12 protein-coding genes and 1 pseudogene are annotated in these 14,380 nt (G+C 52.2%); 4 read left to right on the forward strand and 9 right to left on the reverse strand.

All coding sequences use genetic code 11. The features are described from left to right. Nucleotides 1-22: 22 nt before the first annotated feature. Nucleotides 23-1,729, forward strand: coding sequence for a glycoside hydrolase family 13 protein (locus BN1247_RS00350; RefSeq protein WP_054948581.1), 1,707 nt, complete (start codon nucleotides 23-25; stop codon nucleotides 1,727-1,729). Between the two features lie 190 nt (nucleotides 1,730-1,919). On the opposite strand, the gene BN1247_RS00355 is transcribed toward BN1247_RS00350, so the two are convergent. Both BN1247_RS00355 and BN1247_RS00360 read right to left on the reverse strand, forming a co-directional pair. Continuing rightward, nucleotides 1,920-2,135, reverse strand: coding sequence for a hypothetical protein (locus BN1247_RS00355; RefSeq protein ID WP_054948582.1), 216 nt, complete (start codon nucleotides 2,133-2,135; stop codon nucleotides 1,920-1,922). Further along, complete coding sequence (locus tag BN1247_RS00360) at nucleotides 2,132-2,644, reverse strand: hypothetical protein (protein ID WP_187119680.1); 513 nt, start codon at nucleotides 2,642-2,644, stop codon at nucleotides 2,132-2,134. The genes BN1247_RS00355 and BN1247_RS00360 overlap by 4 nt, the downstream gene beginning before the upstream one ends. A 765-nt stretch (nucleotides 2,645-3,409) precedes the next feature. Here BN1247_RS00360 and aceB point away from each other — a divergent pair. After that, the gene (aceB, locus tag BN1247_RS00365) at nucleotides 3,410-4,996 is read left to right on the forward strand and encodes a malate synthase A (protein WP_054948584.1); all 1,587 of its coding nucleotides are present in this window, start codon (nucleotides 3,410-3,412) and stop codon (nucleotides 4,994-4,996) included. An 82-nt stretch (nucleotides 4,997-5,078) separates the two neighbouring features. Beyond that, the gene (gene aceA, locus BN1247_RS00370; RefSeq protein WP_054948585.1) at nucleotides 5,079-6,356 is read left to right on the forward strand and encodes an isocitrate lyase; all 1,278 of its coding nucleotides are present in this window, start codon (nucleotides 5,079-5,081) and stop codon (nucleotides 6,354-6,356) included. A 281-nt stretch (nucleotides 6,357-6,637) separates the two neighbouring features. Here the strand turns inward: aceA and BN1247_RS18065 are convergent, their stop codons facing one another. Together BN1247_RS18065 and BN1247_RS18070 are read right to left on the reverse strand one after the other, a co-directional pair. Further along, on the reverse strand, nucleotides 6,638-6,790 hold the full coding sequence (locus BN1247_RS18065) for a DUF84 family protein (RefSeq protein ID WP_390622015.1): 153 nt from the start codon (nucleotides 6,788-6,790) through the stop codon (nucleotides 6,638-6,640). Nucleotides 6,791-6,932: 142 nt separating this feature from the next. After that, nucleotides 6,933-7,295, reverse strand: a pseudogene (locus BN1247_RS18070) (DUF84 family protein); the annotation flags it as partial. A gap of 481 nt (nucleotides 7,296-7,776) precedes the next feature. Here BN1247_RS18070 and BN1247_RS00380 point away from each other — a divergent pair. Beyond that, complete coding sequence (locus BN1247_RS00380; RefSeq protein WP_074011014.1) at nucleotides 7,777-8,286, forward strand: C40 family peptidase; 510 nt, start codon at nucleotides 7,777-7,779, stop codon at nucleotides 8,284-8,286. Nucleotides 8,287-8,419: 133 nt separating this feature from the next. Here BN1247_RS00380 and BN1247_RS00385 read toward each other — a convergent pair whose 3' ends face one another. The 5 genes from BN1247_RS00385 to BN1247_RS00405 all read right to left on the reverse strand — a co-directional run bounded on the left by BN1247_RS00385 (nucleotide 8,420) and on the right by BN1247_RS00405 (nucleotide 14,352). After that, on the reverse strand, nucleotides 8,420-8,863 hold the full coding sequence (locus BN1247_RS00385) for a GNAT family N-acetyltransferase (protein ID WP_054948587.1): 444 nt from the start codon (nucleotides 8,861-8,863) through the stop codon (nucleotides 8,420-8,422). Continuing rightward, a complete protein-coding gene (locus tag BN1247_RS00390) occupies nucleotides 8,853-10,283 on the reverse strand; it encodes a YheC/YheD family endospore coat-associated protein (protein WP_054948588.1) in 1,431 nt (476 codons plus the stop codon). The genes BN1247_RS00385 and BN1247_RS00390 overlap by 11 nt, the downstream gene beginning before the upstream one ends. 103 nt (nucleotides 10,284-10,386) lie before the next feature. Then, complete coding sequence (locus tag BN1247_RS00395) at nucleotides 10,387-11,775, reverse strand: YheC/YheD family endospore coat-associated protein (protein ID WP_054948589.1); 1,389 nt, start codon at nucleotides 11,773-11,775, stop codon at nucleotides 10,387-10,389. A gap of 10 nt (nucleotides 11,776-11,785) precedes the next feature. Continuing rightward, nucleotides 11,786-12,925: a YheC/YheD family endospore coat-associated protein gene (locus tag BN1247_RS00400; RefSeq protein ID WP_054948590.1), complete on the reverse strand. Its 1,140-nt coding sequence runs from the start codon at nucleotides 12,923-12,925 to the stop codon at nucleotides 11,786-11,788. Further along, entirely contained in the window at nucleotides 12,922-14,352 is a 1,431-nt protein-coding gene (locus tag BN1247_RS00405; RefSeq protein ID WP_054948591.1) for a YheC/YheD family endospore coat-associated protein, read from the reverse strand. The genes BN1247_RS00400 and BN1247_RS00405 overlap by 4 nt, the downstream gene beginning before the upstream one ends. Nucleotides 14,353-14,380 lie beyond the last annotated feature (28 nt).

Below are 14,380 nucleotides of genomic sequence, written 5' to 3' on the forward strand. Positions count from 1 at the left end.
GAGGAAAAAAGGGGTGCAATCAATGACGCACAATTGGTGGAAAGAAAGTGTCGTTTATCAAATATACCCGCGCAGTTTTATGGACAGCAACGGGGATGGGATCGGTGACTTGCAGGGCATCATTTCTAAGCTCGATTATTTGCAAACGCTCGGTGTCGACGTTATTTGGCTATCGCCGATTTATGCCTCGCCGAACGACGACAACGGCTACGATATTAGCGATTACCGCAGCATTTTGCCGGAATTCGGGACGATGGACGATTTCGATGAACTGCTCGCGGCGGCCCATGCGCGGGGATTAAAGGTCATTATGGACCTCGTCGTCAACCACACGTCCGACGAACATGCGTGGTTCGTCGAAGCGCGCCAGTCGAGAGAGAGCCCTTACCGCGACTATTACATTTGGAAACCTGGGAAGGACGGGCAGGCGCCGAACAACTGGGAAAGTAACTTTGGCGGCTCGGCTTGGGAATACGACGAGGCGACGGATGAATACTACTTGCACTTGTTTAGTAAGAAACAGCCAGACCTCAATTGGGAAAATCCGCGCATGAGACGCGACATTTACGACATGATGACGTGGTGGTTGGATAAAGGGATCGACGGGTTTCGCATGGACGTTATTAACTTTATTTCGAAACACCCCGACTTGCCTGACGGGGAACGAATCGCCGGGAAAAAATATGCGTCAGGAAGTCCGTATTACGTGAATGGGCCGCGCGTTCACGCGTTTTTACAAGAAATGAATGCGCAGGTGCTATCACGCCACGACCTACTCACCGTCGGGGAAATGCCCGGTGTGACGGTTGAGGAGGCGCAGCGCTACACTGGGGAAGACAGGCAAGAGCTCAACATGGTATTTCAGTTTGAGCACGTCGGACTCGGCAGTGGGCCGAATGGCAAGTGGAGTAACCTCTCGTGGAAGTTGCCCGACTTAAAGCGCATCCTCTCGCGGTGGCAATATGGCTTAGCGGAGACAGGGTGGAACAGCTTGTATTGGAACAACCACGATCAGCCGCGCGTCGTTTCTAAGTTTGGCGACGACGGGGCGTATCGCGTCGAAAGTGCGAAAATGCTGGCGACGTGTCTCCACCTGATGCAAGGCACGCCTTACATTTATCAAGGGGAAGAGCTCGGGATGACGAACGTCGCCTTCCCGTCGATCGCCCACTACCGCGACATTGAAACGATTAACTTTTACAACGAAGCGATGCGGCAGGAAGGCAGCGATGAAGACGACGTGCTAGCAGCAATTCACGCCATTAGCCGCGACAATGCCCGCACGCCGATGCAGTGGAACGCGGAGGAGCAGGCGGGGTTTACGACCGGGACGCCGTGGCTCGCCGTTAATCCGAATTACCGTTCGATCAATGCAGCGCAGGCGCTCAGCGACGAACACTCCGTCTTTTACTACTACCAGCAGCTCATTCGCTTGCGCAAACAATACCCGCTCATCGTTTACGGCCGGTATGAGTTACTTCTTCCGGACGACGAACAAATTTTTGCTTACACGCGGACGCTCGGAAAGGAACAGTTACTCGTCCTCTGCAATTTTTCCGCTTCGCGAGCCGTATGTGAGCTACCCGCACCGCTGTCCACCCAGCTGTCCGCTTCTAGCGCAAAGGTGTTGATCGCCAATTACGACGATCGGGAACGGGAGCAGGAGCAGGTGGACGGTTGTCTCGACCTTCGTCCGTATGAGGCGGTAGCTTTTTTACTCGAAAGGTGAGGATAGGATCGCGTGTCATTCTGTGTCATTCAATGAAAGGTTATGAAGGGAACGCTATTCGCGAGCGTTCCTCTTGCAGAAACTCGCCACAGGCCGTGGAGCAAACCGGGCGGCTGTCTCTTCAGATGAAACTTACGGGGCGCGCTGTCGCAATCGCAGCGCGCTATTTCTGTGTCCCTCACCCTATATTTTACTCACCCCAAGAAAAGTCATTGCGGTAAATCGCGTTCGGAACGCCGATGTAATCTACTTTGTTGTCGTGTTCGCTGACGATGAGTGCCCGTTCTTCGATGTTTAACGTTTCTCCAGGCGGAAATTGCACGTCCCAGTATACTGTCAAGTCGACAACTTCGCTCGGTTTTAAGGTAATCCCTTTGGCGGGGAACGGTTTGTTGTCCTTATTCACGATAATATCCTTTTGTCAAACTTAATGTTCGGGTTGTTGCTAATGAAACCTGTGATGCGTACAGGGTAATCGTTGTCGTTTCTGACCCCGATTTTTAACGGATTCGATTGTGGGAATACAGCAAATTCCCGGATTAATACCATGATGCCGGAATAGCCTCCTTCTATGACGTTGACGGTAATTTCACCGAGGTTAAGCACCTTCGTACCGTCTTTCGTTTTAAAGGAAATTTTCGTAAATGTATGGTTGCCAGGTTTTTGTGTCGACAAATCGATCGCAAGTGCTTTTTGCTCCAATTTATCTTGGGGAGGGTTTTCTTCAATCTTGAACGAATCAAGGGACACGATGTCAGTTTCAGGCAATAACTTGACCTCTTCAACGTATTGATCGTCGACTTTCAACTCCGATGAATGATTAAATGCAAGGTTTAAAATATAAGAATCGTCCTGCTCCCCCTCTTCGGCGCTAGGATCGAAATAAGCTTCGTAACTTCCTTGATTTAGGACCATTTCAAAGGTGGGGGGCGACGACTTTTTTTCGGTGGATGTGGGCTTCGTGCAACTAACGAGTAATAAGGTACTGATCAGGATTAATGTTAAGGTGCGCCGTTTGCTCATCGTTTGTTGTCTCCCCTCTAAGTTTAAGAATATAGGCCTTCCGGATGGTGGAAGGCCTTGACTTTAATGGTACTTTTGGAGGCTGTCCTTGAAAATTTGTAAGTGACCTTCTTACTAGACATATTCTTGAATTTTTCGACTGTATAAGGTGTACCGTACGCACTCGTTTGAGAAATGAATGTCCACTTGTCAAATAGGTACGGAAAGAACCAACGCTTTTTTGACCACGACAACCTCTCCTTTAACCTTAAAATTTTGTTACAGTGTTTACATTCGACACTTACAAATAACAATCCTTCTATTTTCAAATACTTTTTCTGTGAATAATTAGGATCTTTCTAGGCACTAATGCCTATTTTTCAATTTCCTGTTATGACAGGCACAACGAAATGATGAGTGGGCCTGTCTTTTGCAAAATAAATAGCATAAAAGTGTTTACATATTTGCTTTACTGTTATATAATACATAAAAACATATGCTAACTGTACTTATACAGAATAGGAGGGCTGAGTGCCAGCAGGTGGGGGGAAAAGATTGAGGATTTAGGATTGATCGATAGCACCACAGCGAAGGAGAAAAAAGGTGAATAGACAAAGCAGTGAACAAGAGAGGAACATGTGAGGAACAAGCATAATAGCGAAAGGATGAAGGGACCTCATGGAAGCTAAAACGGAGCGGCTGAACGTGATCGGGGATGTGCCCGAGGCGTACAGCGACATTTTGACGGCGGAGGCACTAGACTTCGTCGCCACGTTAGCAGAGCTATTCGAGGGACGGCGGCGAGAGTTGCTTAAGCGCCGCGAGGAGAGACAGGCAGCGTTTGATGCAGGGGAGATGGCCGATTTTTTACCGGAAACGGCACACATTCGCGAAGGTTCGTGGAAGGTGGCATCGGCTCCGCACGACTTGCGCGACCGCCGGGTAGAAATTACGGGACCGGTCGACCGCAAAATGGTCATTAACGCCTTGAATTCCGGCGCTAACGTATTTATGGCTTGCTTCGAAGATGCGAATGCGCCGACGTGGGCGAATAACATAGAAGGGCAAATTAACTTGCGCGACGCTGTTAACCGCACAATTAGTTACGTTAGTCCGGAAGGGAAGCAGTATGCGCTAAAGGAAAAATTGGCTACGCTCGCTGTGCGGCCACGCGGCTGGCACCTCGTCGAAAAGCACGTCCAATACGACGGAGAGCCAATTTCCGCTAGTTTGTTCGACTTTGGCCTCTTTTTCTTCCACAATGCGCGAACGTTGATCGCAAATGGGAGCGGCCCTTATTTTTACTTACCGAAGATGGAGAGTCATTTAGAGGCGCGGCTATGGAACGACGTGTTTAACTTTGCGGAAGATGCGCTCGGCATCCCGCGGGGGACGATTAAAGTGACGGTGCTCATCGAGACGATTTGGGCCGCCTTCGAGACAGAAGAAATTTTATACGAGCTGCGCGAGCGTTCCGCTGCCCTAAACTGTGGGCGCTGGGATTACATTTTTAGCTTTATTAAAATGTTCCGTAACCATCCCGACGTCGTGTTGCCCGACCGGGCGAGCGTGACGATGACGTCGCCCTTTATGCGCGCTTACTCACTGCACACGGTAAAAACGTGTCACAAGCGCGGTGCTCATGCGATCGGCGGCATGGCCGCGCAAATTCCAGTGAAAAACGATCCGGCAGCCAACGAAGTGGCCTTTGCGAAGGTGCGCGAGGATAAGACGCGGGAAGCGAAAGACGGCCACGACGGTACGTGGGTGGCGCACCCCGGGCTCGTACCCGTCGCCTTAGAAGTGTTTAACGCGTATATGCCTAAAGCGAACCAGATTGACAAACAGCGCGACGATGTCCAGGTGACGGCGGAGCAGTTGCTCGAAGTGCCCCAAGGGGACATAACGGAAGCGGGTCTACGGACGAACGTTCGCGTCGGGTTGCAGTATATCGAAGCGTGGTTTGCCGGGCGCGGTGCCGTGCCGATCGACAACTTGATGGAAGACGCGGCAACGGCAGAAATTTCTCGGGCGCAAGTTTGGCAGTGGATTCGCAGTCCGCAAGGGGTGTTAACGGACGGGCGAAAGGTGACTGCCGAGCTGTTTGAACAGATCTTGCAGGAGGAACGCCAGAAGCTCAGTGAAAGTTACGGTAGTGAACGTGAAAGCACCATTGCCGCAGCTAGTGACCTGTTGCAGAAAATTGTGTTAGACGACGAGTTTGTGACGTTTTTGACCTTGCCAGGATATGAACTGTTGTCGTAATTGCCGTTGTCGCAACGATTGAAAACTAACGAAGCACACATTCAGAAGAAGTGATCGCCAACTAATAGGAGGAGAAACTGTTATGACGAAAAGTGAGGAAGCGCGCAAGTTGGAGGAGAGCTGGGAGACGTATAGCCGCTGGCAAGGGATTGAACGACCCTATTCAGGAGACGACGTCGTTCGCCTGCGCGGGTCGGTGCAAATCGAATACACACTAGCGCAAATGGGTGCGGAGCGGCTGTGGGAGCTGTTGCACACAGAAGATTACGTGCACGCCCTCGGCGCGTTGACCGGTAACCAAGCGGTGCAACAAGTGAAGGCGGGTCTTAAAGCGATTTACTTGAGCGGGTGGCAGGTGGCGGCCGATGCGAACTTGGCCGGACAGATGTACCCCGACCAAAGCTTGTATCCGGCAAACAGTGTGCCCCACGTCGTCAAGCGCATCAACCAAGCGCTACAGCGTGCAGACCAAATTGACCACTCGGAAGGAAACAGCGGGAAACATTGGTTTGCGCCGATCGTCGCCGATGCCGAAGCCGGGTTCGGTGGACATTTAAACGTGTTTGAACTGATGAAATCGATGATTGAAGCTGGCGCAGCAGGGGTTCACTTCGAGGACCAACTCGCGTCGGAGAAAAAATGTGGCCACATGGGCGGTAAGGTGCTCATTCCGACACAGCAGGCGATTCAACACTTAGTTGCAGCACGGCTCGCGTCTGACGTAATGGGTGTGCCGACGCTCATCGTCGCCCGCACGGATGCGAACGCGGCGACCTTGCTGACGAGTGACGTCGATTCCCGCGACCACAAGTTTATGACTGGCGAACGCACGACAGAAGGGTTTTATAAGGTAAAGGCTGGCATTGAACAGGCGATTGCCCGCGGACTCGCTTATGCACCCTACGCCGACTTGCTCTGGTGCGAGACGTCGGAGCCGAACATCGCGGAAGCGCGCCAGTTTGCCGAGGCAATTCACAGCAAGTACCCTGGAAAACTGCTCGCCTACAACTGTTCGCCTTCGTTTAACTGGAAGAAGAAGCTCGACGATGCGGCGATCGCTTCGTTCCAGCAAGAACTCGGAAAAATGGGCTACAAGTTCCAGTTCATTACGCTCGCTGGATTCCACGCGCTCAACAACAGCATGTTTGAATTAGCGTCTGCTTATCGGGATCACGGGATGACGGCATATTCGGAATTACAGCAACGAGAATTTGCCAATGAGGCGAGCGGCTACACGGCGACGCGACACCAACGCGAAGTCGGCACCGGTTATTTTGACGAAGTCGCGCAAGTGATTACGGGTGGCACGTCGTCGACAACCGCTCTGACGGGTTCGACCGAAGAGGAACAGTTTATTTAATCGTTTCCTCATCGGTTACCCCATTCATTCGTCTCAAAAGTGGTTATGCGACTAACCAGCAGTTGAGGCAGCGGGAAGGGGGTACTGCCCACCCCCATTCCCTTTAGGTTACGAAAATCGCTACTTTTTTGTACCCTCTCCTTTACCACGCCATTACAGGAGGGGGCTTTTTTTATGATGTAGCTGCTTTGAGGGCTACTTTGATGTAGCTCCTTGATATAGCTAATTCTTTGTAGCTACAAGGTCGCCCGAGAACTCTCGTCACCGATAACGTGAGAGGTTCAATGATTATAATACTCCGGATTCACAAACCGTGCAAACGCACAAATGACGACGTCGCGGAACATGGCTACGCGCGTGATGCGGTTGTCCGTCAGCACGCCGATTGCCCCTTCGCGTTGCTTTACATTGCGTGCGCCCGTCCACTCGTCCATCACTGTCCCGAGTTCCTTTCCTTGATACAGCTGCTCGGCGACGGCAGGCGGCAGTTGCACGCGGTGCCCGCCGCCGATGCCGACCGCGCAGCTGCTCGGCGACGGCAGGCGGCAGTTGCACGCGGTGCCCGCCGCCGATGCCGACCGCGCCGTCGCTACATACGACAGCCCCCCAGTTGCAGACGAACAAACCGTGGGGCGTCTCGACGACCCCGCCTTCGAGTCCGATCCCGTACGCCAACGGTTCGCCGTATGCGCGATGTAATTCCGTGTGATTGAACCCTTCCGCGTCATGCGACTCCGAGTGTTGTACCCTCATCTGTTGTAATACCGCACGCGCGCGATTGATCGCCCCAGTAATCGTTTCTTCGTCAGAAAAGGGCTGTTTGGACACGCCGGAAGCGACAGCGATGCCGACGACAGTGCCGCCTAGCTGTAAGTCGTGGCAAGCGAGACGCACCGCGTCCACCTTCGCCGGATTTTTGGAGCCGACAGCGATTTGCATGCAATCCCCCCTAACAAAACCAACTTAAATTATACCAACCTGCAATGGGGTGGCCAAAATTACCATTGTGTGACTGCCAATAATTTCACCTGTGTCCAATGTTCTCCTGCTAATTTTAACACGTTCGGCGGTGAAGGATGTCCCGATAAGCCTCATTCTACGAGGTGGCATGTACCGTATGCAAACGTATCAAAAGAGTGTACCTATGGGATGAAAGCTGTTTCTGTACCAATAGTCGAAGATTCTATTTCGCGAAAAGGCACCCAACAGTTTCCCATTTGATTTTAAACGAGAAGAGACAACGACAAGTTTCAAAAAAAAAAGTTGGAAAATAAATGGAAACTATTGCTGTGCTAATTCGGATAATTGTTGTGTTAACATGGGGGTACTTCGCGGACGAACCCACCAAAGATGTCGCCGTAAGAACATCCGGGGGGACATTCCGCAAGTGGGATAACAAAAGAGGAGATGGTGTGAAGACATGTTTTCAAAGGCAAAAAAATCAGTCGGTACGTTTGCAATCGCGGTGACAGTTGCATTCGGGTTGATCTTTTCGGTAGGGAGTGGACAAGCTTACGCGGCAACACCTACTAGTGCGCCGTCGTCGCAAACAGTAGCTGACAAAATTATTGTTACGGGAAACCAGTACATAGGCACACCGTACCAGTTCGGGGCACGATACGGGCAAACGCGGACGTTTGACTGCTCGTCGTTCGTCAAAACGGTGTACGCGAAACATAACGTTTACTTGCCCCGTTCGTCGCGTCAACAGTCGCAAGTCGGGAAGTACGTACCTCGCAATCAATTGCAAAAAGGTGACCTCGTCTTTTTCTCGACGAGTAAATCAAAAGGGCGCGTCGGTCACGTAGGTATTTACGCTGGCAACGGTCTCCTTTTACACACATATGGACCGGGTGGCGTGCGCTACGACAGTTTGAACAAAGGTTGGTTGAACCGCGCCTACATTACGGCCAAACGGGTGCTAAAGTAATAAGACACATTCAATCTTGTTGTTCGCAACGAGAAACAGTGCAGGCTATAAAAGCTCCACGTGGTGAATCGCAAGTGAGAAATGAATAAAACAGCGTATGTAAAAAAATAGGAAGGCGTCGTATACCGCCTTCCTATTTATTAATGATTCCCTCTATTTCCTCGCGGCGCCAGTCGCCCGCACCGAGCCAAAGCGTCGGTTTTCCCGTTACCCCTGTAAACATGTCGAAGGCGACCATGTTCATGGAGAAGCACAAGTTTAAGCTTGCTGTATTGTCGACGGCGACGCGCGCGTACATGCGTCCAAGCCTGTTGACGATGAAAGAGACGAGCTGCTTGGCTACGCCTTTATTGCGAGCAGTCGGTTTTACCGCGATGATCGCTTCGTCGACGCCGTATTTGCCGACGGCGATGATGCCGACTAACTGTTTGTTGTGTACGGCGACAGCGATTGCTGTACCGAGATGTTCGCGGCCTAGCGGTAAATCGCGCAACCAGCGCAGCGCCTTGTGCGTGAGGCGCTGGTCACCGTACTTGCGCAAAAAAAGCAGTAGGCGGCTGCGGTATTTATCGAGCATTCGTAGAGGAATGTCGCGGATGACCAACGGTTTCGCCTCGCTTCGCTAAGTAATCGGCATATTGAATGAGTCGTTCGAGGGAGCGTTTGCGAATGTGCGGTTCGTCGAACTTCATCGGTTTGGCGTTCGCTTCAAACAACCAAAAACGGCGTTCTAGGTCGAGCCCTAAGTCGAGCGACATCTCGCCTAACATTTGCCCACTTTGCTGTTCAATCCGTTCGGCAATTAACACCGATGTCGTAACCGCCTGCTCGTAGACACTCCGCGCCGCGGTACCGAAGACGCGCGGCAGGACGTGCTTGACTGCGCCGATCCGCCCGCCGCGGGGGACGTGGGTCGTTATGCCGTGTGCATCGGCGATGCGGATGCCGACACCTGTTACCGTCCATTGGCCGTTACCGTTTTTTTGTACGAGGGCGCGTAAATCGAAGGGGCACCCGTCGTAGCGCAGGAGGACGATCCCTTGTTGAATCATGTAGCGCTTGCCGCGGGAGAGTGCGTCGATTTGCTTGTATAACGTTTTGAGTGACGTTGTCCGATAGCGCTTTAATTGTTTGGCGTTGCCGGTTACAACTGTTAAGCGGTATTGTGTACCTTTTTGTTGCACTTGCATAATGCCGACCCCGGCGTGGCCGTGCGCCGGTTTGACGTAAACGAGCGGGTATTGTCGTAACATGTCCGCGAGTGTCTGCTCGCTGCCCCACTCGCGCGTGTGCGGCACATAACGCTGCAAGAAGGCGTCGTCTTCACTCCACTGGACGAGGCGTTGTTTATCGAAAAAAGACGGGTTAAACAGCCTTGTTTTGCTTGAGGCCGAAAAAAGTTGCAGCGCCTGTTGCTCCGCTGACCGTTGTTCAGACAAGCGGTCGGGGATGCGGTTGTACACGACGTGGGGCCAAGGAAATGTGCAGCGAACCCACTGATTGCCGTTTGGGTGATGCGTGTATCCCTCGATTTGCGCGGTATTTTCGTCGACCCCTTCCGGAGTAAAGACGAAAACGAGTACGCCCATGCGGCGCCCCGTTTGCACAATATCACTGAAATTGGCTTTGTTGCCGCGAAAGCCCGGTTTGCTGTGATATGTGGACGTTAAAATGCCGATGAGCGGCGAAACGCGCCAGTCGTTAACGCTTACGCGTAGCGGTTGCACGGGAAAAATTAGCTCGTCTGGGAATGGTAGCCGCGAGGAGATGGCCAATTGATCTCCTCCGGCGCCAAAGGTGACCGTTACGGGTCGGTTAACCGCTTGGTTATTTTCGCGACCCGGCTTGCTCAGGTGGTTTTGTTTGCTTCGGTTACTCAGTTTACTGCGTTCGCGTGCACGTTCTTCACTGCGCGTTCTTTGTGTACGGTGTGGCACGTATACGTACCACGTCTGTTCTCTTGTCCAGACGAGTCGCTCGAGTTTCTTGTTCGTCATTGAGATGCACGTCCCCCTTGTTACTAGTACAGCACATGCAGCATACTTATTTGCCACTTCCCCCCGTAGCCCGCCAGCCGCATGTCGCTTGTGTGTAAAGGCATTAGATGAATTCAGCTAACTTTAGGCTATATTCGGTAATAAAGCGCGCCGATTGCCGTCCCGCAGAACGCAGGTCGGGATGGTAAAAGATGTGCCGTCCCGGTTTGGCGTTCACTTCGAAGAGCCAGACGCGCTGGTGGGTATCGATCCCCATATCCATCCCTAATTCACCTAATAACCCGGGGGTCGTCCCTTCAAGCGCTTGTGCAATGGCGACTGCTGCCTGTTCCAATTTTTTTTGCAATTGTGGACCGGAAGACCCGTAGTGCATCCGAAACAGTTCGTGCGCGGGAATGACCGATCCACCCGTGCGAACGTGAGTCGTGACACTGCCTGTGCCAGCAACTTTTGCCGCCGTTCCTGCTAATTTCCATTCATTGCAGGCATTTTTGTGCATGTGCAGGCGAAAGTCGACGGCGCGGTTTTCGTGCCGGATGAGGCGAATACCTTGTTGTGCGATATAGCGGTCCATGCGTGTCGCTTGCTGAGAGAAGAAATAGCGCACGAGTTTATCGAGAGATGTAAACCGTTTGAGGACGTTACGCTGTAAGGAGTGGTAACGGCAGTAATAGCTGCCTTTCGCTTGCTGTGTAATGCGGATGATCCCAAGCCCCAAGCTACCGCTGCTCGGCTTTAAGTAGAGCATTTGATGGCGGTTTAACATCTCTTGCAACTCTTTGACGCGCGGCGAATGAATCGTTTCCGGAATGTACTGAGACGCGACCGGGTGATTGTACAATTGCTCATGAATATGCCACTTGTTGAAGAACCCTTGGTTAAACCAGCGAATGTTATGTCGGTGGTTTAAGAGGCGCTCTTTACAGGCGACGACGGACGGTTCCATCTCTTGTTTGCGGTTCGGCACGCGATCGTAGACGACATCGGGGAGCGGTGTGCGTTCCGCCCGCCATACGTATTGTTTATGCGCCGGGTGATAGTGGATAAACCATCCAGTAACTGTTTCGTTCTGCCAATCGACCATGGCCGGTGTAAAGACGAAAAAAATCGGTCCGTCTGCTAGTCCTGCGACGAGAAATTGTTTGAAGAGGGATGTCCGCGCTCCGAACGGTTTTAGTGGTGAACCGGTGAACCCAGTCGTCAAAATGCCGATGACCGGCCCTAGGCGGAGCGTCCGATTGTGAAATATGACGCGCGCGGCGGAGATCGGCGGTAAGGAGAGTTCCGCGGCGACAGAGGCGGGTAAATAGATCACCTCTTCTTTTTTACCTTTAATAGAGGCGATGCGGGTGATCAGCTCTTTATTGCCGCAGCAAAGACGTACAGAAGAACCTGCCGTGCAACCGAGCTTGCGCATGATCGCGGGTGTCATAACGACAGCCTTCGTCGGTGCCGAGCGCAGGCGATGAAGGCGACATACGTACGAGTTCATGATGATCCTCCTACTTACTTTGCAGTAATGAATGGGCGTAAAGCATCGGGCGTTTAACTGCAGTGTAGTATATGTCTTTCGTGCCTGCTTGTTGAAACGAGTGGCGACCCGGTTTTGAATTAACTTCGAGTAGCCAAACGCGCCCCTGACGATCGATGCCGATGTCGATCCCCAATTCACAAAGACGGCCGTGCTCGCGTTCGATGAGCGGTGGCACCTCTTTACAAATCGTGTGCACGTGTCGTTCGATTTGCCGCATCGTCTCCGCGTCGAACGACAGCTTATGCAAGAACGGGGCGAACGGCTCGGCTTTTCCACCCCCATGCAAATTCGATGTCAAGGAACGTCGATTTCCCGTACGCACCGCCATCCCGGTTAGTTGCCACGTCCGTCGTTCGTCTTTTTGCATTAACGCGCGAACGTCGAACGGGGTGTTGTCCGGCGTATGCAAGTGGAGGTACGGTTGTAAAATGTATCGGCTCTTTCCGATAAATTGGTGTAACCAGGCGAAGGTTGTCGTTTCTGTGGCGAATGTGTGTGCGAGTGGTTCGTTCTTTTTGCTCCGGCCGAGGACGGCATACGTATTTCCTTGTTTGTGGTGAAAAATAGCGACAATGCCGTTCCCTTGACTACCTCCACTTGGCTTAGCGACAAAGGCGCCGTATTGGTGTAAATATTTTTCGGCGTCTGTCGGTTTCGTGTAACGTTCGGTCGACGGCATGTAGGCCGTAAGATTAGGCGCGCGGGAGACGATTTGCGCCAGCTGCCACTTTCCTTTCAGCGACAGTCCCAGTAGCTCCGTAAACGGGTCGCGCTCAATTAATTGCACATACGGCTTGTAACTTAAGTAATGCGCACTCGTGACGTAAAAACAGCGGTCGTAAATGACCCCTGGTATGTCTGTCTCAACTTTCACCCACTTGTTAGTCGCGTGATGGTGACGGTAACCGCGTACGCGGCGGGTGCGCCAATCGATGTGTTTCGGGCTAAAGACGACGACCGCGATTCCGAGTCGCCTGCCGATCCGCGAGAGCTGTTCGTAATAGACGCGCTCGGAAAAAGGCGGGTACTTGTTCGTCGAACAGACGATAATACCGAGTGCGTTCGCGCGACGCTGCCTGTTTGGTAGTGGCTTGGTGAGGCGTCTCATCGGATCACCTTCGTTTTGGTGCGAATCGACCTCGAACGGCTTTTTAGTGGGAATTTAGTGACGTATAAGGTGTAATCCATCGTTTTGTGGACAGAAGGACGGATGAGCAGCTCTGCATTCGCAATCGCATCGTCTGTTTTCGACGGCTTAGAGTTAATTTCTAGCAGCCAAACTTTACCCTTTTTATCGACTGCTAAATCAATGCCGAGTTCGGCGAAGTGGCCGTTAATTTGCTGCTCAAAGACGTGCGCGACTTGTAGGGCGCAGCCGCGCAAGCTAGGGAGTGTCGGTTTCGGCAAATTCGGATCGACTTGCTGTAAAATGTGCGACACCGGCGCAATGGTGCCACCGCGGGCCAAGTTAGAGACGATACTCGTATCGGCGGCGATGCGACCGACGATCGACGTAATCGTCCATTGGCCACGGCCATTTTTTTGCACGAGGGCGCGAAAATCGATGTTGCGATTGAGCGAGGTGATTAGTTGCAACCCTTGCTGCATTAAATATTTTCCTTGCCGGCTACGACGCGCCATGTGTTGGGCGACTTCCTTAAGAGATAAATCTTTTTTGGTTATCGTGCTGTTTAAAGTGGTATACTGCATGTGATAACGGCCGCCCTTGGACGTCAAGCGCATGACGCCTTGCCCCAAACTGCCATTGACCGGCTTGACATACACCGTTTCGTATTGCTTAAGCATATCTCGCAATTGCATAATTTTATCGTAGGGCCTGGTTACTGGGAGGATGGGACGCATTTTTGCATCGTGCCACAAGGCGCTATGGACTTGCCATTTATCTAAGAACTGTTCATTGAACAGTTGGACGGGGTAGCGGCGCTTGAGCCATTGGATTTTTTGCTGTAAGTGTTCGCCTGCTTCGATGCGGCGGGAAGTAATCCGGTTGTATACGACTTCGGGCAAGGGACACTTATGTTGCTCCCAGCAGCCGTTAACATTGACCCAACCGTTTATTTGTTTCCCTTGTACGTCAAGGTCTTCTGCGGTAAATACGTACAGGCGGATGCCGCGCAATAGGGCGGCTTGTTGACATTCGTTGTAAAAGCGGGTCATACTGCCGAAACGCTGGTCGTGCGCCGCTTGGCTGTTAATGCCGTTCGTAAGCACCCCTAAGAGCGGACCGAGTTGTAAGCGGTGGTGTTGCGGAAAATAGCGAATATTAACAGCTCCGTCCCCGTATAGGCCGAGTAAGCGTGCGAGGGAAGCGCGCATCCGCAGCATACGGCTTTTATTTGCCCGTTGACTAGGGGCGACGCGCACGATATTAGAAGCAGATCCGCACGATACGACGAGCGGTTCCCTTGACGATAGGCGCCACTTTTTCGTTAATAGTTGGGGGAGAACGAAGTCGACGTCTGTAGGAAAAGTGGTGTCGGGGCTGATGAACAGCTGCAATTTAACCTGATTCATGAAGATCCCCTCCGCATAAACTACTTCA

The sequence above is a fragment of the Numidum massiliense genome (assembly GCF_001375555.1).
GTDB lineage: Bacteria > Bacillota > Bacilli > Thermoactinomycetales > Novibacillaceae > Numidum > Numidum massiliense.

Excerpts from the sequence above, each read along its gene's own strand:
- BN1247_RS00385 (WP_054948587.1), bottom strand. The coding sequence starts at position 8,863 with ATGCTCGATAAATACCGCAGCCGCCTACTGCTTTTTTTGCGCAAGTAC.
- BN1247_RS00380 (WP_074011014.1), top strand. The coding sequence starts at position 7,777 with ATGTTTTCAAAGGCAAAAAAATCAGTCGGTACGTTTGCAATCGCGGTG.
- BN1247_RS00350 (WP_054948581.1), top strand. The coding sequence starts at position 23 with ATGACGCACAATTGGTGGAAAGAAAGTGTCGTTTATCAAATATACCCG.
- BN1247_RS18065 (WP_390622015.1), bottom strand. The coding sequence starts at position 6,790 with ATGGACGAGTGGACGGGCGCACGCAATGTAAAGCAACGCGAAGGGGCA.
- aceA (WP_054948585.1), top strand. The coding sequence starts at position 5,079 with ATGACGAAAAGTGAGGAAGCGCGCAAGTTGGAGGAGAGCTGGGAGACG.
- BN1247_RS00400 (WP_054948590.1), bottom strand. The coding sequence starts at position 12,925 with ATGAGACGCCTCACCAAGCCACTACCAAACAGGCAGCGTCGCGCGAAC.
- BN1247_RS00395 (WP_054948589.1), bottom strand. The coding sequence starts at position 11,775 with ATGAACTCGTACGTATGTCGCCTTCATCGCCTGCGCTCGGCACCGACG.
- aceB (WP_054948584.1), top strand. The coding sequence starts at position 3,410 with ATGGAAGCTAAAACGGAGCGGCTGAACGTGATCGGGGATGTGCCCGAG.
- BN1247_RS00405 (WP_054948591.1), bottom strand. The coding sequence starts at position 14,352 with ATGAATCAGGTTAAATTGCAGCTGTTCATCAGCCCCGACACCACTTTT.
- BN1247_RS00360 (WP_187119680.1), bottom strand. The coding sequence starts at position 2,644 with ATGGTCCTAAATCAAGGAAGTTACGAAGCTTATTTCGATCCTAGCGCC.
- BN1247_RS00390 (WP_054948588.1), bottom strand. The coding sequence starts at position 10,283 with ATGACGAACAAGAAACTCGAGCGACTCGTCTGGACAAGAGAACAGACG.